The organism is Limosilactobacillus sp. (genome assembly GCF_040772465.1).
Lineage (GTDB): Bacteria > Bacillota > Bacilli > Lactobacillales > Lactobacillaceae > Limosilactobacillus.
In genome coordinates, this window is sequence record NZ_JAXGYB010000001.1 from 374,916 (window position 1) to 397,440 (window position 22,525).

General features: G+C 47.3%; 18 protein-coding genes and 1 other annotated feature (1 of these 19 running past the window's edge). Of the genes, 8 read left to right on the plus strand and 10 right to left on the minus strand.

Annotated features, from left to right (window positions below; all coding sequences use genetic code 11):
* The first annotated feature begins 158 nt into the window (after positions 1-158).
* Positions 159-2,852: a bifunctional acetaldehyde-CoA/alcohol dehydrogenase gene (adhE, locus tag AB3114_RS01580; protein ID WP_367341505.1), complete on the plus strand. Its 2,694-nt coding sequence runs from the start codon at positions 159-161 to the stop codon at positions 2,850-2,852.
* 163 nt (positions 2,853-3,015) lie between these two features.
* Here the strand turns inward: adhE and AB3114_RS01585 are convergent, their stop codons facing one another.
* Both AB3114_RS01585 and AB3114_RS01590 read right to left on the minus strand, forming a co-directional pair.
* Complete coding sequence (locus AB3114_RS01585; RefSeq protein WP_367341506.1) at positions 3,016-3,492, minus strand: hypothetical protein; 477 nt, start codon at positions 3,490-3,492, stop codon at positions 3,016-3,018.
* 196 nt (positions 3,493-3,688) lie between these two features.
* Complete coding sequence (locus AB3114_RS01590; RefSeq protein ID WP_367341507.1) at positions 3,689-4,696, minus strand: D-2-hydroxyacid dehydrogenase; 1,008 nt, start codon at positions 4,694-4,696, stop codon at positions 3,689-3,691.
* Positions 4,697-5,125: 429 nt separating this feature from the next.
* On the opposite strand from AB3114_RS01590, the gene pflB reads away from it, so the two are divergent.
* Together pflB and pflA are read left to right on the plus strand one after the other, a co-directional pair.
* The gene (pflB, locus tag AB3114_RS01595) at positions 5,126-7,408 is read left to right on the plus strand and encodes a formate C-acetyltransferase (protein ID WP_367341508.1); all 2,283 of its coding nucleotides are present in this window, start codon (positions 5,126-5,128) and stop codon (positions 7,406-7,408) included.
* A gap of 54 nt (positions 7,409-7,462) precedes the next feature.
* The gene (gene pflA, locus AB3114_RS01600; RefSeq protein ID WP_367341509.1) at positions 7,463-8,296 is read left to right on the plus strand and encodes a pyruvate formate-lyase-activating protein; all 834 of its coding nucleotides are present in this window, start codon (positions 7,463-7,465) and stop codon (positions 8,294-8,296) included.
* Positions 8,297-8,417: 121 nt separating this feature from the next.
* On the opposite strand, the gene AB3114_RS01605 is transcribed toward pflA, so the two are convergent.
* Both AB3114_RS01605 and rlmD read right to left on the minus strand, forming a co-directional pair.
* Positions 8,418-8,882 (minus strand): hypothetical protein, encoded by a 465-nt coding sequence (locus AB3114_RS01605; RefSeq protein WP_367341510.1) that lies wholly within the window; start codon positions 8,880-8,882, stop codon positions 8,418-8,420.
* Between the two features lie 69 nt (positions 8,883-8,951).
* Entirely contained in the window at positions 8,952-10,397 is a 1,446-nt protein-coding gene (gene rlmD / locus AB3114_RS01610; protein ID WP_367341511.1) for a 23S rRNA (uracil(1939)-C(5))-methyltransferase RlmD, read from the minus strand.
* 76 nt (positions 10,398-10,473) lie between these two features.
* On the opposite strand from rlmD, the gene AB3114_RS01615 reads away from it, so the two are divergent.
* Positions 10,474-11,034 (plus strand): NADPH-dependent FMN reductase, encoded by a 561-nt coding sequence (locus AB3114_RS01615; protein WP_367341512.1) that lies wholly within the window; start codon positions 10,474-10,476, stop codon positions 11,032-11,034.
* Positions 11,027-12,391: an NAD(P)H-dependent oxidoreductase gene (locus AB3114_RS01620; protein WP_367341513.1), complete on the plus strand. Its 1,365-nt coding sequence runs from the start codon at positions 11,027-11,029 to the stop codon at positions 12,389-12,391. The genes AB3114_RS01615 and AB3114_RS01620 overlap by 8 nt, the downstream gene beginning before the upstream one ends.
* 116 nt (positions 12,392-12,507) lie before the next feature.
* Here the strand turns inward: AB3114_RS01620 and dltD are convergent, their stop codons facing one another.
* The 5 genes from dltD to AB3114_RS01645 are packed head-to-tail and all read right to left on the minus strand — an operon-like array spanning position 12,508 to position 16,990.
* Positions 12,508-13,800 (minus strand): D-alanyl-lipoteichoic acid biosynthesis protein DltD, encoded by a 1,293-nt coding sequence (dltD, locus tag AB3114_RS01625; RefSeq protein WP_367341514.1) that lies wholly within the window; start codon positions 13,798-13,800, stop codon positions 12,508-12,510.
* Positions 13,793-14,032, minus strand: a complete 240-nt coding sequence (dltC, locus tag AB3114_RS01630; protein ID WP_367341515.1) for a D-alanine--poly(phosphoribitol) ligase subunit DltC — start codon at positions 14,030-14,032, stop codon at positions 13,793-13,795. The genes dltD and dltC overlap by 8 nt, the downstream gene beginning before the upstream one ends.
* 28 nt (positions 14,033-14,060) lie before the next feature.
* Positions 14,061-15,284 (minus strand): D-alanyl-lipoteichoic acid biosynthesis protein DltB, encoded by a 1,224-nt coding sequence (gene dltB / locus AB3114_RS01635; RefSeq protein WP_367341516.1) that lies wholly within the window; start codon positions 15,282-15,284, stop codon positions 14,061-14,063.
* A complete protein-coding gene (dltA, locus tag AB3114_RS01640; protein WP_367341517.1) occupies positions 15,284-16,819 on the minus strand; it encodes a D-alanine--poly(phosphoribitol) ligase subunit DltA in 1,536 nt (511 codons plus the stop codon). The genes dltB and dltA overlap by 1 nt, the downstream gene beginning before the upstream one ends.
* 30 nt (positions 16,820-16,849) lie before the next feature.
* Positions 16,850-16,990 carry a teichoic acid D-Ala incorporation-associated protein DltX gene (locus AB3114_RS01645; RefSeq protein ID WP_367341518.1) on the minus strand — a complete coding sequence of 47 codons (141 nt, stop codon included), beginning with the start codon at positions 16,988-16,990 and terminating at the stop codon, positions 16,850-16,852.
* A gap of 272 nt (positions 16,991-17,262) precedes the next feature.
* Between AB3114_RS01645 and AB3114_RS01650 the strand changes: the two genes are divergently transcribed.
* The 3 genes from AB3114_RS01650 to trpS all read left to right on the plus strand — a co-directional run bounded on the left by AB3114_RS01650 (position 17,263) and on the right by trpS (position 21,259).
* Complete coding sequence (locus tag AB3114_RS01650; protein ID WP_367341519.1) at positions 17,263-18,399, plus strand: ArgE/DapE family deacylase; 1,137 nt, start codon at positions 17,263-17,265, stop codon at positions 18,397-18,399.
* Between the two features lie 279 nt (positions 18,400-18,678).
* Positions 18,679-19,989, plus strand: coding sequence for a serine--tRNA ligase (gene serS / locus AB3114_RS01655; RefSeq protein ID WP_367341520.1), 1,311 nt, complete (start codon positions 18,679-18,681; stop codon positions 19,987-19,989).
* Between the two features lie 244 nt (positions 19,990-20,233).
* Positions 20,234-21,259: a tryptophan--tRNA ligase gene (gene trpS, locus AB3114_RS01660; protein ID WP_367341521.1), complete on the plus strand. Its 1,026-nt coding sequence runs from the start codon at positions 20,234-20,236 to the stop codon at positions 21,257-21,259.
* A gap of 75 nt (positions 21,260-21,334) precedes the next feature.
* Here trpS and AB3114_RS01665 read toward each other — a convergent pair whose 3' ends face one another.
* Entirely contained in the window at positions 21,335-22,291 is a 957-nt protein-coding gene (locus AB3114_RS01665) for a ketopantoate reductase family protein (protein WP_367341522.1), read from the minus strand.
* Between the two features lie 73 nt (positions 22,292-22,364).
* Positions 22,365-22,525 (minus strand) — a binding site (T-box leader); it runs 78 nt beyond the window's last position.

A 22,525-nucleotide genomic window follows, 5' to 3' on the forward strand; every position in this document is an offset into this window, starting at 1 on the left:
CGCTTACTTACGCTTAAATAAAAGATTTTCAAATGGACATAAAACGCAAATAATTTTGTGAAAAAGTTCATTTATCTATTGTAATTATCGAGATACGGTCTATAATGAGAATTGGTTCACGAAGTAAAGGTCGTTTGTTGATAGGAGGACATTAGCAGATGGATAAGAATAGTAAGACCGCTAAAGCACGGCCAACACAAGCAGAAAAGGATGCAGAAGAAAAAGCTGCTCGCGAATATATTGACGGATTAGTTAAGCGTTCACTTGCAGCTGAAGCTAAATTTGCTACTTATTCACAAGCTCAGGTTGACAAGATCGTTCAAGCTGTTGCTACTGCTGGGTGTGAAGCTTCACTTCGTCTGGCACACGCAGCTGTTGACGAAACCCAACGTGGGGTTGTTGAAGATAAGGATACGAAGAACCGGTTCGCTAGTGAAAACTGTTACCATTCCATTAAGGATGACAAGACGGTTGGCGTTATCGGCGAAGACCCTGTTTTAGGTCAAATTAAGATTGCCGCTCCACTGGGTGTATTAGCTGGTGTTGTTCCAGTTACTAACCCAACCTCAACGACGATGTTCAAGATTCTGATTTCTTTGAAGACTCGGAACACGATTATCTTCGGGTTCCACCCGCAAGCACAGAAATGTTCTGTTGAAGCTGCTCAGATTTGCTACGATGCAGCTATTAAGGCTGGTGCCCCAAAGGACTGTGTTCTTTGGATTGAAAAGCCATCACTGGCTAAGACCACTGCTCTGATGCGCAACCCTAAGATTGCCGCTATCCTGGCTACTGGTGGTCCAAGCATGGTTCACGCCGCATTGACTTCAGGTAACCCATCAATGGGTGTTGGTCCTGGTAACGGTGCTGAATTCGTTGACCACACGGCTAAGATCGACCGTGCCGTTGAAGATATGCTTCTGTCCAAGCGTTTCGACAACAGTTTGATTTGTGCTACTGAAAACTCAGCCGTTGTTGAAGCTCCGGTTTACGATGAATGGATGAAGAAGATGCAGGAACACGGTGCCTACCTTGTTCCAAAGAGTGAATACAAGAAGTACGAAGACTTCGTATTCAATGACAAGCACGGTGTTAACGGCCCAGTTGCCGGGAAGCCTGCTCGTTGGATTGCTGAACACGCTGGCGCAAAGCTGCCAGAAGGAAAGGACGTTCTGCTGTTCGAACTTGATCCAAAGAACATTGGTGAAAAACTTTCATCCGAAAAGCTTTCTCCACTGCTTTCTGTTTACAAGGCTTCAGACCGTGAAGACGGTTGCCGTATCATTGAAAAACTGTTGCACTACCAAGGTGCCGGCCACAACGCCGCTATCCAAATTGGCTCTATGAATGACCCATTCGTTAAGGAATACGCCGAGAAGGTTGACGCAGCACGTGTACTGGTCAACCAGCCTGACAGTATTGGTGGCATTGGTGACGTTTACACCGACGCTCTTCGCTCTAGTTTGACGCTTGGAACCGGATCATGGGGGAAGAATTCATTGTCACACAACTTATCAACTCAGGACTTACTGAATGTCAAGACCGTTGCAAAGCGGCGTAACCGGCCTCAATGGATCCGGCTGCCACAACGGATTTACTACGAAAAGAATGCTATTTCATACCTGCGGGACAGCTACGAAGAAATGCACCGTGTATTCATTGTTGCTGACCCAGGGATGGTTGAATTTGGCTTTGTTAAGAAGCTGGAGGATCAACTGGACGCACGTACTACACCGGTTAACTACCGGGTATACGGTGACATCAAGCCTAACCCGCCTCTGAGTCAAGGTATGGAAATCGCCCAGAAGATTGCCGCATTCAAGCCTGACACCATTATCGCTATCGGTGGTGGTTCTGCCCTTGATGCTGCTAAGATTTCTCGTTACATGTACGAATACTCACTTAACCAAGAACCAGGCTTCTTGGAAGACCACGACAAGATCAGTGACCTCTTCCTTCGTCTGCAACAGAAGTTCTTGGATATCCGTAAGCGTACCGTTAAGTTCCAGAAGCCAAAGGCAACTAAGCTGATTTGTATCCCATCAACTTCTGGTACTGGTTCAGAAGTAACGCCTTACTCAGTTATCACTGATGACAAGACTGACGTTAAGTACCCACTTACTGACTACGAACTGACTCCAGATGTAGCTATTGTTGACCCAGAATTCGTTATGACTGTTCCAAAGCGGACGCTGTCATGGACTGGTCTGGACGTTCTGAGTCACGCCATGGAATCATACGTATCAGTTATGGCTTCCGAATTCACTCGTCCATGGTCACTGCAGGCTGCTAAGTTAGTCTTCAAGTACCTGAAGGATTCATATGACTACGATCCAAAGCACCCAACTGAAAAGGGTGAAAAGGCTCGTGAGAAGATGCACTACGCTGCTACCCTGGCTGGGATGGCATTCGCTAACGCCTTCTTAGGTATGAACCACTCACTGGCCCACAAGACTGGTGGTGCCTTCGGTCTGCCACACGGTTTGGCAATTTCTATCGCTATGACTCACGTTGTACGCTTCAACGCTAAGACGGGTGCCGTAAAGCGTAACCCATTCCCACGTTACGAAGTATACCGTGGCCAACACGACTACGCACAGATCGCTAAGGCTGTTGGTTGCAAGGGCAACACTGATGCTGAACTGGTTGAAGCCCTTTGTGACAAGATCGATCAGCTGATGGCTTCTGTCAATGTTGTACCGAAGCTTTCTGCTAACGGTGTTACTAAGAAGGAATTCGATGCAGCACTGCCAACTATGATTGACAACGTCTACAACGACCAATGCACGCCTGTCAACCCACGGCAACCATCACTGGCTGAAATTCGTCAGCTGTTGATTGATGAATTCTAAGCTGTAGAACCAGCAGTTTAGGATTAAACATTCCTGTTCTTCCTAGTAAGGAAACGACTAAAACCGGACTGGATTCGTCCAGCCCGGTTTTAGTGTGTCTATATATGACAAAAAGCGGATAGGGAATCATGATTCCCTATCCGCTTTTTAGTTTGATTTAAGTTTAGATTTCCGGCAGCAGCTCCAGGTCGATCTTTTCCTTGTTCATGATGACCTTGTAGGCGTTGTCGATCGCATCAGTCATGTTATTCAGTTGCTTGAATGTTTCATCGATGATTTGGTCAGCCATGTCATCGTATGATTCGACGAAGTCACCGGTGATGTTCAGCAATTCGTAATCGTAAATTTCTTCAACACGACGCTTAGTATTCTTCAGATAAGTACTGTTTGCCTTGTAGACGTAGTTGATAAAACGGCTTTCTTGGCGAATGTAAGTTAAGTCCATGTCGCCAAATACTTGATCTTTCATAAGCTTATCAATTTCGGTAATCCGATCGTGATAGTGTTTGTTGAAAAGGTCGAAGACTTCTTTGATTTGGCGTTCACTGATATTTGACTTAATGGAATCGTGCTTTTCACTAAGGTGTTCTAACTGGTGGCGCATGTGGTCAACTGAATAGTAATCTAGATCATATCTCATCATAAAGCCCTCCCTTTTTGATTATGACAAAGAATATACAACCAAAAGAGCTTGATGTAAAGAACTTTTTTAAAATAATTGAAGATTTTTCTAATTGTTTTCTAATGAACAAGATTGAGGTACTGAAAGCAAACCCCCATAGCTGGGTAAAAAGCCAACTATGGGGGTATCACTAAATTAATTAACTTATTATGATTTAGCCAACCTTAACAGGTGTGTCGGCTTTCTTACCGTCAATCAGTTCTTCGTTGTTGTCAAAGGCCTTGATAACCATGTTGCGTACGGCATGGGTAGTGTAGAAGGCGGTGTGTGGAGTTACAAGAACGTTTGAACGGTGAATCAGATCCCAGAGACGATCGTCAGGGAACTTCTTGTTACGCCAGTCTGCGTTGAAGATACCAACTTCGTCTTCGTAAGTGTCCATGACGAAGCCAAAGATCTTGCCGCTGTCCAAGCCCTTGATAACGGCGTCAGTGTCAACCAAAGCACCACGTGAGCAGTTAACCAGAACAACGTTGTCTTTCATTTCAGCGATGGTCTTGTCATTGATCATGTGGACGTTTTCCTTCATTGCTGGAACGTGAAGTGAAATAACGTCGGCCTTCTTGTACAGATCGTCAACGGTCTTTTCGTAGTAGCCTTGCTTCTTCAGCTCTGGGTTTTCAAATGGGTCGTAAGCGATGACCTTAGCACCAAAGCCTTCCATAATCTTCATGTAAACACGGCCAATGTGACCAGTACCAACAACACCGACAACTTGGTCACGAACTTCACGGCCAATGGTTGGTGCCCAACGCAGGTCACCCTTAGCAACCTTGTCATCCATTACCTTAGTTTGACGGAGAATCCGTGCGGTCTGGATGGCAGCGTGTTCAGCAATAGCATCTGGTGAGTAAACAGGAACGTTAGTAATTTGGAAACCAAGTTCCTTTGCTTTATCCATGTCGATGTTATCAACACCAACGTTACGCAGTGACATCTTAGTAATGCCTAAGTCTGCCAAGGCCTGCAGGGTGTCAGCCTTGTAATCTAGTTGTTGGTAAACAACAACACCGTCAGCTCCCTTAGCCTTAGCGGCGGTTTCAGGAGTCAACAGTTCGTTAGTGTATTCGACATCAATGTCAGGATGGCTTTCGTCCCATTCTTTAACGTATGGTTCTTCATCCTTACGAATACTAAAAGCAAAAATCTTCTTATTGGCCATGCTACATACCTCGTTTCTTGCAGAAAACATATAAACACTAATAAGTAAGAATAAGCTGCAAATATATTGCAAAAATATTCACAATTTCATTATATAACCCGTTATAAATATAGTAAAGCGTTATCAAATTACAATGGTCTAATAATGGCACAGAATCAACATAGTGTTTAAAAAATATTATCATTAAAAGAACAGGAAAAATTAATTTTTCGTTTTGAAAGCGCATAACAACGGGACTTTGAGGGCCTAATCTCTATAATTTAGAATCGTTTTACGCAAAAGCGCTTACATTTTGTCGCAATTTGGTGTAGTATACAGGTGTAGGCTAATTAAATGAATTCATTACTCAGCCCAGTTGTATTTCACTTAAGAGATGTTTCACAAGTATCTTTTTAAGTTGTTATGGCATTAAGCCAAGGAGGCTACATTATGGCTACTGAAACAAAAGTAGATCCTATTACCAAGGAAGACATTAGTGATGCTTGGGCAGGCTTTAAAGGCTCACGTTGGAAGAATGAAATTAACATTCGTGAATTCATCCAAGACAACTTCACCCAATACAATGGTGACCAATCATTCCTGGAAGGCCCAACGGACGCTACTACTAAACTGAACGACAAACTGATGGACCTGAAGCTGAAGGAACGTAAGCACGGTGGCCCACTGGACGCTGATACTAAGAGAGTTTCTACTATTACTTCACTCAAACCTGGCTATCTGGACAAGCCACTGGAAAAGATTGTTGGTTTGCAAACTGACAAGCCACTGAAGCGTGCTCTGATGCCATTTGGTGGTATTCGGATGGCAAAGCAAGCTCTGGAAGAAAACGGCTTCGAAATTGACCCAACAACGGACTACGTTTTCGAACATCTTTGCAAGACCCACAACCAAGGTGTCTTTGACGCATATACTCACGAACTTCGTCTGGCACGTCACAACAAGGTTATCACTGGTCTTCCAGACGCATATGCACGTGGCCGGATCATTGCCGACTTCCCACGTGTTGCCCTTTACGGTATTGACCGTCTGATTGCTGAAAAACAAAATGACCTCAACAACTATGGCGACCGTGAAATGACTGAAGATGTTATCGCAATGCGTGAACACCTGTCAGACCAAATTCGTGCCCTCAAGGACATGAAGATCATGGCAAAGCAATACGGCTACGACATTTCCAAGCCAGCTACTAACGCTCATGACGCTATTCAATGGCTGTACTTCGGTTACCTGGCTGCTATCAAGCAACAAAACGGTGCCGCAATGTCAATTGGTCGTATCGACACATTCATCGATATCTTCATTGAACGTGACCTTAAGAACGGCGTCCTGACTGAAAAGGAAGCTCAGGAACTGATCGACCAATTCACGATGAAACTGCGGATGGTTTGCTTCATGCGGACTAACACTTACGACCAGCTGTTCTCTGGTAACCCAATTTGGGCAACCCTGTCACTCGGTGGCATGGGCTTGGACGGCCGTCACCACATTACTAAGACGGCTTACCGGTTCCTGAACACTCTGCACAACATGGGCCCAGCTCCAGAACCAAACATCACGCTGCTCTGGAGTGATCGTCTCCCAGAAAGTTGGAAGAAGTACGCTGCTAGTGTATCTGTTGAAAGTTCAACTATTCAATACGAAAACGACGACCTGATGGTTAAGACCTGGGGCACTGACTACTATGGCATTGCTTGCTGTGTATCTGCACAACCAATTGCTACTGGTTCTCAATACTTCGGTGCACGTGCTAACTTGGCTAAGGCTGTTCTTTACGCCATCAACGGTGGTAAGGATGAACGGACTGGCATGCAAGTAGGTCCTAAGTTCAAGCCAATTACTTCAGAATACATCGACTACGACGAATTCATGGACAAGTTCACGGACATGATGGACTGGCTGGCTGATGTTTACGTAAACGCTCTGAACGTTATTCACTTCATGCACGACAAGTACTACTACGAATCAGCTCAGATGGCTCTGAAGAACACTGATTTGCAATACAGTTTCGCTACTGGTATTGCCGGTCTGTCACACGCTGCGGACTCCATCTCAGCTATCAAGTATGGCCATGTTAAGGTTATTCGGAACGAAGACGGCATTGCCGTTGACTTCAAGGCTGACAAGGACTTCCCTCGTTACGGGAACAACGATGACCGTGTAGACTCAATTGCCGTATGGCTTGTAAAGCAACTCTACACTGACATGAAGAAGCACCACCTTTACGGCGGAGCTAAGTCTCGTCTTACTACTTCTGTTCTTACTATTACCTCTAACGTTGTTTATGGTAAGAACACTGGTACTACTCCTGACGGCCGGAAGGCTGGTAAGCCATTTGCACCTGGTGCTAACCCATCATACGGTGCCGATGAAAGTGGTGCCCTTGCATCACTGCTTTCAGTTGCTAAGTTGCCATACCAATACGCAACTGACGGTATTTCCAACACCTTCCACTTGACTCCACAGTCAATTGGTCATGACATGGACGCTAAGTGCGACACGCTGGTACACATGATTGACGGTTACATGGACAACATGGGTCACCACCTGAACATCAATGTCATCAACCGTGACACTCTGATTGATGCTCAGAAGCACCCAGAGAACTACCCATCACTGACCATCCGTGTATCTGGTTACTGTGTATACTTCGCCGACTTGACCAAAGAGCAACAAGACGACGTTATTGCTCGTACTTACCACACTCGTATGTAGTTTAATTGGTAATCAACGAGTGACAAGAGAATTAATTAGGAAGCAGGTGGCAGAATGAGTGAACCATTAGCAGGCGTCCCGACCACAAAGGACGGAACAGTCGAGGGTTTCATCCACTCGACAGATAGTTTTGGGGCTGTCGATGGCCCTGGTATCCGGTTTGTTGTGTTCGTCCAGGGATGCAATATGAGATGTAAGTATTGTCAGAACCCGGACACTTGGAAGATCGGTGTTGGTGAGAAGAAGACCGCCAAGGAGATTGTCGATCAAGCCTTACCTTACCGGAAATTCTGGGGTGACCAAGGTGGGATTACCTGCTCTGGTGGTGAAATTCTTCTGCAAGTTGATTTCGCGATTGACTTATTTAAGCAATGCAAGAAATTAGGTATCAGTACGTGTTTGGATACTTGTGGACATCCATTTACTCGTGAAGAACCTTGGTTCAGTAAATTTAAGGAATTGATGGACGTTACTGATATCCTCCTGGTTGATATCAAACATATCAATTCAGAAGAACACCGCAAACTTACTGGTTGGCCAAATGAGAACATTTTGGACATGTGCCAGTATCTCTCAGATATTGGTAAGCCAGTCTGGATTCGCCACGTATTGGTTCCAGGAATTACGGACAATGACGAGTACTTGAAACAAACTGGTGCATGGGTAAAAGAACACCTGCGCAACGTTGAGAAGTTTGAAGTGCTGCCTTACCACACTCTAGGGGTTCCAAAGTATCACAAGCTTGGCATTCCATATCGCTTGGAAGGTGTCGAAACACCAACCGAAGATCGTGTTGAGAATGCAAACAAGCTTCTGCACACGGCGGACTACCAGGGTTATAAGACTTGGCGTCCAGGAATGAGTACGTTGAATCACCCTGTTTCCTAACCTTGTGTATAAGCGTTTAGCTTAATACCAAAAACCGTCTTAGGTGAAAACCCAAGGCGGTTTTTGTGTTGCAAAAGGGCTCTTAAGGTATCAATTGCTGACGCCTTAAGAGCCTTTTGAGTTAGAAGAAATTATTGTTGTTATTGTCATCGTCATCTGAATAGCGTCGTTTGTAACTGCGTGGCAGGTAGTTAGCGCGTGCTAGCAATTGTTCTGAACGACTATCGGAGGCAAAGAAACCCTTGCTACCGAGAAGGTGACGGAAGTACATCATATTGTAGATAAATGTGAAAACAGCTGATGGCCACGGGAATGATAGCATCCAGCTGAGGTTAAACAGCCGGGCTGCCATCACATAAATTGCATCCCACACCAGCATTAAAAAGAAGTTATACCAGTCACCACGAAAGGCTGCTGGCAGCGGGCCAAAGAGAAAAGTGGTCCATGAAATACCAACTTTGGCGATTCTGATTTCACCATTTTGGTTTTGAATCTTGGCATAATTGGGTGGAACTGGCAATTGATTGAAGAGGTTATTGGGGTCATTGCCATTTTGACCGTTCATATTGTTAAACGGATTTTGCATTGGGATGCGGCACCTCCTAATAGTTTACAACTATCAATTTTAACATAATTGGGGCCGCTACCATAATGATCAGCGCTCACGCAGCGAAAGTTTAACGACGGCTTCGCAACGTGGCGTCTGTGGCATCATGTCCACGGGTTGAATGTAATCGACACGGTAAGCTCGACCGAGGCGAACCAGGTTGCGTGCAAGGGTGGCCATGTCACAAGAAACATATGCCAATTTAGCTGGTCGTGCTTTAAGAATGGCATCGATCAAGGAATTGTCGAGGCCTGTCCGTGGGGGATCAACTACGAGGGCGTTGAATTGCCGGTCGTTGGCTTGCCACTGGGGTAAGAGATCTTCGGCTTTACCGGTCTCGTAGCTAGCGTTGTCGATTTCGTTTAACTTCGCATTAGCGTTAGCATCCTTGACCGCTGCGTCGATGGTTTCCATCCCGTAGACCTGCTTAACCCGACTGGCGAGGGAAAGGCCAATGGTGCCGACACCGGCATAAGCATCAACTAGCACGTCGTCACGAGATAGTTGGAGGGCTTTGGCAGCTTCTTCATAGAGGCGTTCGGTTTGGTAGGGATTCAACTGTAAAAACGACCGGGCAGAGAGCTGAAAATCCAGTCCCATCAATGATTCAGTAAGGTAGGTGTCTCCTGCTAGATGAATCATCTGGTCACCCCAAATTAAAGGTGTATCACCTGGATTGACGTTTTGCATGACGGACGTCACTTCTGGCAGCTGATCCGCAATCTCCGTCAGCAACTGGTGCTTGTGGATCAGCTTTGGCGTGTTGGTGATAATGGTCAGTTGGCAATTCTGGTTGGTCATCGATTCTCGTACGACGAGGGTTTTGATGATGCCGCTGTTATTGGACTCGTCAAAGACGGGGATACCCAGCTGTTCAATTAACTGCACGAGCGTCCGCATGACGTGCATCGTGCCTGGCATTTGCACTTCACAGGTAGGCATATCAACCAGGTCGTGGCTGTTAGCCTTGTAGAGACCAGCAGCGACGTGGCCAGCGACCATTCGAACTTGGAACTGGGCCTTATTGCGGTAACCATACTGTGGATCTGCTGCGATGGTTGGGCGCACGTCGAAGTTACGGTAGCCGCGTGGCCGGAATTTAGTCAGGGCGTCGAGGACAACCTGCCGTTTGAACTTGAGCTGTTCGGGGTAGGCAAGGTCTTCCAGCTCAAAGCCCCCGGCTACGTTGGCATAGGCATCATGTGGCTGAACCCGGTGTGAGCTACGGCGGCGGATACGGTGTAAAGTGGCTTCCATGTAATGTGGATGAATGCGCGCTACTTGGGCTACCACAACTTCACCAGGCAAGGCTCCGGGGACAAAGCACACCTTGTGTTTAAAGTAGCCGATCCCTTGACCGTTGACCCCGAGTTTACGGATAGTCAACGGAATCCTGTCGCCAACTGCAGCGACGGCTGGTGCTGGTTGCCGATCAGCTGACCGACTGTGATGATATTTATGATAATGACGTTCCATAATCATTTCTCCGTTCATACAATGGTGACACTATTCTAGCACAACCCGTGTATAATTAGCTTAGTGTGTTTTGTATAAACGGAGGATGATGAGCGTGAAAATTGTTGCAATTGCGGGTTCCAGTTCCCCACATTCATATAACAAACGCCTGTTAGAATTCATCAAGAAGCATTTTACGGATGATGAAATTGAAGTTATTAGCACGCGTGGTTTGCCGATGTTTTGCGAAGATGATGAATTACCGGATAGCATCAACCAAATCAACCAAGATATCGCGGATGCCGATGCAGTCATCATTGCGGCAGCGGAGTATAACCACTCACTGACTTCTTCCTTAAAGAGCCTCTTGGAATGGCTATCGAGTGCTGCTCACCCCTTTACGGGCAAGCCGGTCTTCCTAATCGGCGCTTCATTACATGCTCAGGGCGGGGCACGTGCCCAAATTCATTTACGGGATGTCTTATTGTCGCCCGGTGTTCAGGCTGAAGTTTTCCAGGATGAAGAGTTCTTCCTTGGCGACGCCAGGAACGCTTTTGATGACGATGGTAATATCAAGGATGAGGGCACCGTCAAGTTTTTGGAAAAGTGCTACCACGAATTTATTGATTTTGCCAAACTAGTTGACCAGGTGAAGGGAGGTCAGGCTGATGCTTAAACTCGTTGCGGTTGTCGGGACGAACGCCAAGCTGTCTTATAACCGGAAGCTCTTGTACTTTATGAAGCACCACTTCCGTTATGCGGCTGATATCGACATCGTTGAAATCAAAAACCTGCCACCTTTTGCGATCGACGCTGAAGAGACCAATGAAGTTTGGCAACTGAAGCAGAAGATCCAGGCGGCTGATGGGGTCGTCTTTTCCACACCAGAATACGATCATGCCATTCCGTCGGCGTTGAAGAACGCCATCGAGTGGCTGACCTATCATTGCCAAGTGCTGGATCATAAACCATCGATGATCGTTGGGGTTTCATATGGCAAGCAGGCTTCATCACGGGCCCAGGTCCAGATGCGGCAAACCCTGATGGCACCTGATTGCAACGCTTGTGTTCTGCCGGGCAATGAAGTGCTGATCGGTGGTGCAATGCAGGTCTTTGACCAGCAGGGGCGGTTGACTGACCAGGATGCCGTTGAAAACCTGGAACACTGCTTCATGGAATTTATTAATTACGCAACAATGATCGTTAAGAGAACGAAGGAGGATCTAGCTATGTCTAGTCAAAAACCATTTGTTGATACGGCATACGTCAATTTCCCGACTGGACGGATGTCCCTGAGTGAAGTCCAGCAGGTATTCGAAGCGTTGCCGTTCGACCTCAACTTGGTGGATGCTGATGACACCTTTGTCTGGTACAACCATGAGGGCCACCAAGTGAACGCCCGCAACGTCAACCAATTGAACCACCCCGTTAGCGAATGCCACCCGCCAATGGCACGGGAACGGGCCATGCAGGTGATCGACAGCCTGCGTGACGGAACAGAGGACTTTGTTCCACGGGCTTTCGTGAAGAATGGCCATAAGATTTACAATCTTTACGTAGCCGTTCGTGACGTTGACGGTCACTATCTTGGTACGCTGGAAGTTACTCAGAATGTCGATGCGATCATCGACCTCTATAACCGTGGTACCTGGGGCCAGCCAACGGGGATGATTTCCTCACCAGCACTGGCTGGCTCGGCAGATGCTGCTACTGGTGCTTCCGATAGTAGTACCGGCGCCTCTGACTCATCTACGGGTGCTTCTGAAGGGACTAGCGATTCCTCAACTGGCGCATCCGAAGGGGATAGTGATGAAGACAATACCGACGATGCTTCGACGGGGGCTTCTGATTCCTCAACTGGCGCTTCTGAAGGTGGTGCCGATGGCGACACTGGCGCTAGTGAAAGTGATGGTGATACGGGCGCCTCTGAAGGTGGCTACGTTGCCGACGAAGATGATGACGAAGATACAAGTGATGACGCAAATGATGATGACGGAGCTGACACGACGCCGTCCAGTGATGAAGATAAGTAATACTAACTAAAGCAACTCCCTTGACAAAACAGCCGACAAACGGCCGTGTCAGGGGAGTTTTTTTACACCAAAAAACGCTTGGTGCTTTCATCAGCATCAAGCGTTGAGCTAGATCATTACTTGTTCAAATCATCCTGGGTGAACTGACGCAGGTTCTTTTGCGTTGGCTTCAGATTACGCCACTTCTTGGACAAGAAGGCGGTGTTCATCCGGTATTGCGGGCTTGGTTGCTTGTGTTCGATGAACGGGGCCACTGAGTGGTCGAAGTCAACCCAGCCTTTCCAACCGATGTGAATCGTGTCTTGCATGAATCCTGGTTCATCGCCACGGTGCGAGTAGTCCAAGATGTTGTTAAAGCCTTGTGACCGTAACTGGTACTTAATCTTGTCAGCCGTGTGGTAGTACATCGGCATTGAAAGGCCGGTGTACTTTTCCCACCAGGCATTGACTGGCGTAATCATGAAGATTGCGTTGGTATGCGTCTTAGCCAGTTGATTCAGTACGACTTCTAGGTCCCCGTATTCTGGTGAACGCAGGTATGAGAAGTGCTTCTGCGAATTACGTAAGCCCTTAGCACGACGAATCCGGGAGTTGTAGAACCGGTTCAGCACGTGGAAGTTGTTGTTAGTCGTTTGCCGACGGGCATCACGTGCAGCTCCAGCCTGCAAATCAGCGTAGTTGTAGAACTTTGGCAATTGGTGAATCCGTGGTTGGATCCGGTGCTGGTAGTTGCCATTGATGGCAAGACCAGAGAAGAGGTTATCTTCGTTGCGTAGAATGCCAATCTTGAAGTTGATCCAATTGCGGTCCCAACCCGTCAGAGATTTGCCAGCAGCGATCCGTTGGCAATAACTGCCGACAGAACCGTTGTCACCCAGCAATTTTACCAAACGGCGTGCCGTGTAGCGATCGTACTTCGACTTGGGGTTGGCCTGGCGCAGCCACATCAGGTTAGCGTAGGTCCCGTTGTAGTACTTGAAGGCGTCTGGTTCAACTCCTTGTTTGACGAACCACTGGGGACTGATGATGAAGACCACTTTTTTGTTCTTCATCTGTGACTGCATCATGTTCATGTTGAACAGTTGTGGCAGTGATTGGGTCCCCCGGGCACCAAACAAGAACGGCCGGTAATTATGGTAACGAGCGGCCATCACTGATGGGTGGAAACGGTCCATCCGGTTCAATTCACTGGAACCAAAGAATGGAACATACTTTACTTTTTTATCAGACATTGCCTGGACCTTGATGGAACGGTTTTTAAAAATCGTCGGGCTGATAGATACCGCCGCGCGCTGCAAGGTGCGTTGGGAGTGGTGGCTATGCCATGGAATGACAAGGACCAGCACCACCAGCAGGCAGGCAACAATGACTGGGCCAAAGATGCGCCACAGTCGTTGACGATTAGTCATTTTGGAGCTCCTTTACCCGCTCAACAATCTTGTCAACAGTGCTCCACTGGCTCCGGTCAAATTCAGAAACAGGAACCTGGATGTCGTATTCGTCCTGCAGTGAGAGCAGGAAAGAAACAGTTGCCATTGAGTCAATCAGACCATTAGCAAAGAGGTCTTCGCTGGTGTCTGAGAAGTCACTTGCGTCGCGACCAGTTGCATCTGCTAAAAGTTGTTCAATTTTTTCTTCCATGATTAATTCCTCCAAATAGTGTTAATTTCTAGTGGCCACTAAAGAACAAAGTGTTTAGGAAGCCAGAGAAGATTAAGAATGAAAAGACAACGAAGTTAAAGGTGATAAAGCGGGCAACGTTCCGTGTCAGAGCAGTGCTCTTCAAACCCTTTAAGTTCTTGCGCTTGTAGCGGAGCCAGGCGTCGTCGATAACCAGTGCTAGCCCGTGCAAGCAACCATATAGGATATAGTACCACGTAACACCGTGCCAGAACCCCATGGTGATCATGTTAATCATGTAGGCAATCGATGACAGGACGTTACGGTTCTTGAACCAGTGCTTCTTGGTGGCCGTGAAGACAAAACGCATGAAGATGTAATCACGGAACCAGAAGGACAGGCTCATGTGCCAACGGTTCCAGAACTCTTTGATGTTCTTGGAAATGAACGGCAAATTGAAGTTCATTGGGGTCTCGACACCCATGAAGTAACTGATTGCGACGGCAAAGAGTGAGTAGCCGGCAAAGTCAAAGTAGAGGTCACAGGAGTAGAGATAAGCGACTGCGACAACCCACCAGGAGAGGTGGTGTCCCTGGGACAGAGCCATCCGTTCAGCGAATGGCAACCACCGTTGGGCGAAGAAGTAGTCGATGATGAACTTGTACAAGAAACCGATGAAGAGGTAACCGATCCCCTTTTCAACCAGTTGCAAGTACTTTTCGCGACTTGGCACTTTCTTGTAGTCTTTTGAAAAACGCCGGTAGCGGTCGATTGGCCCGGAAGTGATGGTCGGCATGAAGACCATGAAGCGGATAAATTTCCACCAGTTGATGTCTTTAACGGCGCCATCACGTGTTTCAATAATTGTCCCCGCAGCCCGGAAGGTCAGGTAGGAAATACCCAAGAAACCAAGCAGGGAGTTATGGCCAACCATCGCTGGCGTGAACTTGACGATAACAATTGGCAACAGCGATAAGAAGACGAGCAGGTAGAAGACTCCGCTGGCGTTCTTATGCTGGCGGTAGTGGTAGTACCACATGACCAGGCAGGTCTGATAGATAATGTAGACGATCAAAGACAACATCTGTGGGGTGTTGCTGCCGTCAAACATCAGAAACAGGAAGACTAGGCTGATCAGTGCTTCGTACCAGCTAAACCGTTTGCCGTAATACAGCCCAATTCCCAGCGGCACGATGGCAATCAACAGGTAGATGAAGTACGTTGGTGTACCGTATGCCGACATGTTGGGCAACGATGAAATCCAATTAACCATTATTTATTAGCCTCCGCAATCAGTTGCTTGACCGCAATCTTGCCGTTAGCGGAAGTTGGGAAGGAATCCACGTAAACGAACTGGGTTGGCATCATGTAGTCCATGATTTTATCCTTTAAGCTTTCCCGGATTGCCTGGGTCAGTTCGTGTTCATCCTTGAAGTCATTTGGCTGAGCGATCACGTAAGCAATCAAGTGGGTTGCTTGGTGGTTCTTGTTGTACTTTGGCACAGCTACGGCTTGTTTGATGTACTGACTCATTTCCAGACTCGAGCGAACTTCGTCAAGTTCAACCCGGAAACCGTGCAGCTTGATCTGGAAGTCCATCCGGCCGATGATGTGACGCATGCCGTCTTTGGTGATGAAACCTGCGTCACCGGTCCGGTAAGCCTGGACACCATTGAGCTTGAAGAAGTTCTTGGCTGTCTTAGCAGGGTTATGGAGGTAGCCATGTGGGGCTACGCTGTCGCCAGCAATGATGATTTCACCATGTTCACCAGGAGTCGTAATTTCTTTGCCATCCTTCCAGATGGAAGTGGTGACACCCGGCTTATCGTAACCGATCGGCAGACGCTTCAGGTTCTTAGCCATATCCTTGGTGATTTCACAACTGGTGATCGCTACGGCTGCTTCCGTTGGCCCGTAAGTGTTGAAAATGTGGGCATCAGGGAAGCGTTGGAACAGACGCTTGACGGTGGACGGCGTTAATTCTTCCCCACAGAAGAGGAAGTACTTCAGGTCTGGCATCTTTTGCGCGTTGAAGTCAGGACTCAACAGAAGCATTTCACCGAATGATGGTGTACCGACGAAGACGTTGATTCCCAGGCTCGGCAAAACTTTAAACAGTTGGCCAAAGTTTTGAACGACCTTCACGGGGATGGCCTTGATGGTTCCGCCTGAAACAACGGCGTTCAGCCAGTACATGTGAGACACGTCAAATGAGAACGGTGTTTGCCCTAAATAAACCTGCTCTGCAGGAATCTTGAAGTCGTCGCCACGCATCCAGTTAGCAAAGCTGCAGATGTTGGTGTGACTGATTGGCACACCCTTTGGCGAACCGGTCGTCCCTGAAGTGAACAGGATGTAGAATGGGTCGTCACCCAGCACTTCATGGCTTGGGGTGTATGGACTCTTTTTAGCAAAGATCTGTTGCAGTTCAAACTTGTTAATCACCGCACCGTCGTAGTCCAGCTTTTCCACTGGAAAGTCATCGATGGCGATCACGAGCCGAGGATTGGCCGTGTTAATAATCGATTGCATCCGCGGCAATGCCGATCCGGTTTCGACCGGAATATAAGCATGGCCTGATTTGACTGCGCCGATAAAGCCGGTGACCATTTCAAATTGGTGGTCACCATAAAACATGATCGGTCCCTTTTCTGGAACGATTCTCTTATCGTCCAGCCAAGCTGCTAAGGAGTTGGAACAATCTAACAATTCTTGGTAGGTATGTGTTTCGCCCATTTCATCGAAGAATACCTTGTCAAGATGTGCCTGCGCTTGCGCGTCGATGGTCTTCACAATATCTTTAATCACTATTTATATCCTCCATATACATCGATGAAATTAGAATTCGTTATAGATGAATGGTGCTTGACCCGCGCCAAAGTAACCATACATGTAAACAACTAACATTAAAATGACGAAGTACAGCAGGGTAGTCAGCCAAAACTTGGCTGTCGGGTGCTCTTTCAATTTAGAAAACATCCCGTCAACTCCTCCCTTTCTGCTAATATTCTTCCTTAGTATACAGCAACTACTCCTTACTATCCCTTAAGAAAAGGTAATTATGCTTTAGGAAAGCGTAAGGATTACTGTCCTAAGATGAAACAAAAGAATTATACACCATTTGCCCATAGGTCGCACTATAGTGGCTTAACAGTAAAGCGGTTACTATAAAATAAGATTTGAAACTGGTATTTTCTCTTAGAAAGTCTAGAATGAAAAATAGATAATAAAATAATGAGGAGAAAATAAAAATGGATCAGCAAAGTAAAATTGAAATTCTCAAAGATCTTATTCGTATCGATACTGCTAATGATCACGAAGCAGTAGCGGCACAGTACTTACAACGCTTGTTTAAACAGTACGGGATCGATAGTCAGTTGGTGAAATACGCCGACGGTCGTTCTAATATTGTGGCCGAATTAAAGGCCGATCAGCCGGGCCCCGTTCTCATTTTAGCTGGCCACTTGGACACGGTGGCTTTTGATAAAGATAATTGGGATCACGATCCTCTCGGTGCCGAAGAAGTTGACGGTAAGATTTATGGCCGTGGCTCAGCCGACATGAAATCTGGTTTAGCAGGCATGGCAATCGCTTTGATTGAGATGAAGGAAGCAGGATTCCCGAAGAAAGGAACCTTACGCTTCTTCGGCACTGTCGGTGAAGAATTAGGGGCAATGGGTTCGCTGCAACTGACCAAGCAGGGGCTGGTCCACGATGCCGATGCAATTCTAGTCGGCGAACCGACGGGCGGTAACATCGTCTATGCCAATAATGGTTCGATTGGTTACACGGTCAAGTCATACGGGAAGAGCGTTCACAGTTCAATGCCAGCCAAAGGCATTAATGCTGTAGCCAACTTAGCGCGCTTCTTTGCGGCGGAGCAGCACGCCTTTGATGACGCTAAGGAAAGTCCGGTTCTTGGCCCTGTAGTGCACAGTGTCAATGTTTTCCAGGGTGGCAGTCAACTCAACATTATTCCTGACTATGCTGAAGTGCAGGGCAATATTCGTCCCATTCCGGAATGCGACAACGATGAATGCATCGCCCGAATTCAGAAGGTAGTCGATAAATTAAATGAAGAAAAAGGGATGAAGCTGAAGCTAGAAGTTCAGTTCAGTTTCCGGCCGGTCGCTAATGATCCACAAGGTGATTTCACCAAACTGGTAGCTCAGGCGCGGCAAGATGCCTTCGGAAAGCAACCTGATCTGATGGTGATTCACGGGGCCAGTGATGCTTCCAACTACATCCTCGATGTTCAGTGCCCAATGCTCTTACTGGGTGCTGGTGAATGGAACATGGCCCACCAGGTCAACGAATACGTTTCCGTAGACAATTACTTGAAGGTGAACCAGACCTACGAGAATGTTGTTAAAAACTTCCTCAATTAGGCGATTGATTCCCGAAACAAAATGAGCTAGAATGATGGAGAAATCGAAAACACGTGACGTTTCAAGTAGGTGTTAAGAGACCCAGCGGTTGGTGCGAGCTGGGCACCGAAACTCCGGCGTCAGTAAATGTGGGCGGGTAATGCCGCACGGTGATGGCCGTTATCCATTCTTAAAGGGTGTCGTCTTTCACGACAAACTTGGGTGGTACCGCGGAACCAGAGCCATTTCGTCCCAAAATTTTGAGGATGAAATGGCTCTTTTATTATGGAGGTAGTATTCATGCTGGATATTAAGAAAATTCGTCGTGACCCTGACTTCTTTAAGCAAAAGCTTGGCACCCGTGGTATTAAGCCCGAAGAAATTGATGAGGTGCTGGAATTAGATAAGAAGCGCCGTGATCTCTTACAGAAGGCTGAAACACTGAAGGCTGAACGGAACGCCGCTTCAAAGAAGATCGGTGAAGCCAAGCGTAACGGCAAGTCCGCTGACGACGCCATCGCTGAAATGAGGAAAGTCGGCGAAGAAATTAATAAGCTGGATGAAGAAACCGAAGAAAACGACAAGGTCTTCCAAGACAAGATGCTGCGTCTGCCAAACGTTCCTCGTGACGGTGTTCCGGTTGGCCCAGACGACTCATACAACCGTGAAGAATACAAGGTTGGTAAGATTCCGGAATATGACTTTGAACCACTCAACCACTGGGATGTTGGTGAAAACCTGGGGATCTTGGACTTTGACCGGGCCCGCAAGGTATCTGGTGCCCGCTTCGTTTACTACCTGGGCTTAGGTGCTCAGCTGGAACGTGCCGTTTACAACTTCATGTTGGATGAACACATGAAGGAAGGCTACACCGAAGTTCTGCCACCATACATCGTTAAGGCTGCTTCAATGTACGGGACTGGTCAATTCCCAAAGTTCAAGAAGGGTGTTTACCAGGTTAACGGCGAAGACATGACGCTGATTCCAACGGCTGAAGTTCCGTTGACCAACTATTACCGTGGTGAAATTATTCCGGAAGAAAAGCTGCCGGTTTACGTCACTGCCCTGACCCCTTGCTTCCGTTCTGAAGCTGGTGCTGCTGGTCGTGACACCCGTGGCTTGATTCGGATGCACCAATTCAACAAGGTTGAAATGGTGAAGTACGTTAAGCCTGAAACTTCATGGGATGAACTGGAAAAGCTGACTAAGGACGGAGAAGACATTCTGCAAAAGCTGGGTCTGTCATACCACGTCATCACCTTGTCAACTGGTGATGCTAGTTTCACCTCAGCCGAAACTCACGATATCGAAGTTTGGTTCCCAGCTCAACACAAGTACCGTGAAATTTCATCTTGTTCTAACTGCCTGGACTTCCAAGCACGCCGGATGCACACCACATACCGTGATGAGAACGGCAAGCTGCAATACGTGCACACCCTGAATGGTTCTGGCCTGGCTGTTGGTCGTTGTGTTGCCGCTATTCTGGAAAATTACCAGAATGCTGACGGCAGTGTTACGATTCCTGATGTTCTGGTACCATACATGCACGGTATTAAGAAGATTACCAAGGAAAATGCTGTACCGATGAACAACAAGGGTCAAAAAGACTAAGATTTATTTGCAAAATTGCCGCGATGGAATAAAATGGAGATATTAACGATGCATTAGTAGCGAAGCAATGACAGAGAAGGTGCATGCGCTGAGAGTACCTACTGCAGAGCGAATTGGAATCGTCAAGCTGATTGAAATAAAACCATTAAGTGACAGGCTTGCCTGTAACGTAGGTGGCACCGCGGTGAAATCGTCCTACTTTCTTCGGAAAGTAGGGCTTTTTTATTAGAAAGGAAGAATTATTATGACAAAAAAAGTTGCCTTAACTGGTGATCGTCCAACTGGAAAGTTACACATCGGCCACTACATCGGTTCGTTGAAGGAACGGGTAAAGATGCAGAACAGTGGTGATTACGACCTGTATGTCATGATCGCTGACCAGCAAGCATTGACTGACAATGCACACGACCCTGAGAAGATCCAAAATAGTCTGGCCCAAGTGGCCCTCGATTACCTGGCTGTTGGTTTGGACCCCAAGAAGTGCACGATTTATGTCCAATCACAGATTCCAGCACTGTCGGAACTGAACATGTACTTCCTGAACCTGGTTACGGTTGCGCGTCTGGAACGGAACCCAACCGTTAAAGCTGAAATCCAGCAAAAGAAGTTTGGCCGCTCCATTCCTGCTGGTTTCTTCACTTATCCAGTCAGCCAAACTGCTGACATCACTGCTTTCAAGGCTAACGTGGTGCCGGTTGGGGATGACCAGGAACCAATGTTGGAACAAGCCCGTGAGTTGGTTCGTAGTTTTAACTCTACCTATAATTGTGACGTGTTGGTTGAACCCGAAGGCGTCTTCCCGCCAAAGGGGCAGGGTCGTCTGCCAGGTCTAGACGGGAACGCCAAGATGAGCAAGTCACTGGGCAACACCATTTACCTCAGTGATGACGAAGATACCCTCCGTAAGAAGGTTATGTCGATCTACACCGACCCGAACCACATTCACGTAGACGATCCTGGTAAGGTTGAGGGCAACATCGTCTTTACCTACCTCGACATCTTTGATCCTGACAAGGATAAGGTTCAAGAACTGAAGGACCATTACCGTCGTGGTGGTCTGGGCGACGTTAAGATCAAGAAGTACTTGTTCGAAGTTCTGAACAAGGAATTGGCACCGATTCGGGAACGCCGTGCAGAATACGCTAAGGACATGCCGGCTGTTTACCGGATGCTGCAAGAAGGTAGTCAACGGGCTAACGAAGTTGCCAACCAGACCCTGAAAGAGGTCAAGGCAGCGATGGGCCTGAACTACTTTGATAATCTGAAATAAGATGAGCTAAAAACGCCCCTGAGAACGTGAATTCTCAGGAGCGTTTAGTTGTATGAAAGGATTTAAATGACTTGCTTAGGCCGTTACCCGCGCCTGACGAGCCTTTTCGGCTAAGTGCACCAGATTAGTGACCATGTTGTGAGTGGTGGCTTCGTAGTTGTACTTCCGCCCCAGACGGACGAAGTAACCATTGATGTAGTCAACTTCGACTGGCCGGTTGTGACTCATGTCCTGGTACATCGATGGGTAGTGGTGAGGGTTGCTGACGAGGGAAACGTGGTTAACGCTGGCGAGTTCTTCTTCCCGACTGTTGACCAATTGAACGCCGGCACGTTCGCAAACGTCGTAGGCCTCGTCAATTAATTGCCGGGACATCTCGTTGGCCTTTTCGAATGATGCGTATTCACCCATTGTGATTTCAAACATCGTGCAGAGGGTGTTGACGACGGAATTGAAGACTACTTTAGCCATCAGGGTTCCCATGAAGTTGGTCTTCAAGGATGGATTGAAGTTGGCTTTTTTCAGTTCATGCATTAACTGCTTAGTCTTTTCATCTGGCTTTTCCGTGTAGTTAGCCCAGTTGGTAGTGCCCGCACCAGGTGCGCCGACAAATTCGACTTCGCCGGGACCGGTCAGGATAGTAGCGACCAGGGCGGTACCGGCAACGACCTTTTCCTTCGGGAAGTACTTCAGCAATTTGTCGACGTGGCCCATGCCATTCATTGCCGTTAGGCAGTACTGGTCTTTGAAGAAATGCTGACACCGTTTTAACATATCATCCAGTTGCATCTGTTTCAGTTCAAAGAATACAAAATCAGCGTCGGTATCCGTATATTCTTCTGGAGTGTAGACATTGACGGGGACTAAGTGCTTATTCTTGTGTTCACGGGTGACGTAAACACCACCCTGTTCCTTCATCTTGTCGTAATGTGGTTTCCAATCTTCCACAAAATCAACTTGGTTCCCAGCTTCTTGCAGTAATACGCCAAAACGTAATCCCATTGCACCTGCACCAACAACTGTAAACTTCATATGAATCCACTCCTTCATTGTTTTTGATTATAAAAAGAGTTGAAAAAAGCGTCCCCCAGCCGATTAAGATCAGCTGAGGGACGCTTTTGCGTGGTACCACCCTGTCATTCACCAGCGATTCACATCACTGGCCTTCAATGTTCAGCCGGTTAGACTAAACACGGCAGCTATAATGGGCTGCTCCCACCGGGGATTACTAATTTCATCCTGGTACTCAAAGTGATTTTCGCGAAT

What these genes read in the sequence shown, in the direction of transcription:
- AB3114_RS01620 (WP_367341513.1), top strand. Translation starts at nt 11,027, where the DNA reads ATGCTTAAACTCGTTGCGGTTGTCGGGACGAACGCCAAGCTGTCTTAT.
- adhE (WP_367341505.1), top strand. Translation starts at nt 159, where the DNA reads ATGGATAAGAATAGTAAGACCGCTAAAGCACGGCCAACACAAGCAGAA.
- AB3114_RS01585 (WP_367341506.1), bottom strand. Translation starts at nt 3,492, where the DNA reads ATGAGATATGATCTAGATTACTATTCAGTTGACCACATGCGCCACCAG.
- AB3114_RS01650 (WP_367341519.1), top strand. Translation starts at nt 17,263, where the DNA reads ATGGATCAGCAAAGTAAAATTGAAATTCTCAAAGATCTTATTCGTATC.
- AB3114_RS01645 (WP_367341518.1), bottom strand. Translation starts at nt 16,990, where the DNA reads ATGTTTTCTAAATTGAAAGAGCACCCGACAGCCAAGTTTTGGCTGACT.
- rlmD (WP_367341511.1), bottom strand. Translation starts at nt 10,397, where the DNA reads ATGAACGGAGAAATGATTATGGAACGTCATTATCATAAATATCATCAC.
- dltC (WP_367341515.1), bottom strand. Translation starts at nt 14,032, where the DNA reads ATGGAAGAAAAAATTGAACAACTTTTAGCAGATGCAACTGGTCGCGAC.
- trpS (WP_367341521.1), top strand. Translation starts at nt 20,234, where the DNA reads ATGACAAAAAAAGTTGCCTTAACTGGTGATCGTCCAACTGGAAAGTTA.
- AB3114_RS01605 (WP_367341510.1), bottom strand. Translation starts at nt 8,882, where the DNA reads ATGCAAAATCCGTTTAACAATATGAACGGTCAAAATGGCAATGACCCC.
- pflB (WP_367341508.1), top strand. Translation starts at nt 5,126, where the DNA reads ATGGCTACTGAAACAAAAGTAGATCCTATTACCAAGGAAGACATTAGT.
- dltD (WP_367341514.1), bottom strand. Translation starts at nt 13,800, where the DNA reads ATGACTAATCGTCAACGACTGTGGCGCATCTTTGGCCCAGTCATTGTT.
- pflA (WP_367341509.1), top strand. Translation starts at nt 7,463, where the DNA reads ATGAGTGAACCATTAGCAGGCGTCCCGACCACAAAGGACGGAACAGTC.
- dltB (WP_367341516.1), bottom strand. Translation starts at nt 15,284, where the DNA reads ATGGTTAATTGGATTTCATCGTTGCCCAACATGTCGGCATACGGTACA.
- AB3114_RS01590 (WP_367341507.1), bottom strand. Translation starts at nt 4,696, where the DNA reads ATGGCCAATAAGAAGATTTTTGCTTTTAGTATTCGTAAGGATGAAGAA.
- AB3114_RS01665 (WP_367341522.1), bottom strand. Translation starts at nt 22,291, where the DNA reads ATGAAGTTTACAGTTGTTGGTGCAGGTGCAATGGGATTACGTTTTGGC.
- serS (WP_367341520.1), top strand. Translation starts at nt 18,679, where the DNA reads ATGCTGGATATTAAGAAAATTCGTCGTGACCCTGACTTCTTTAAGCAA.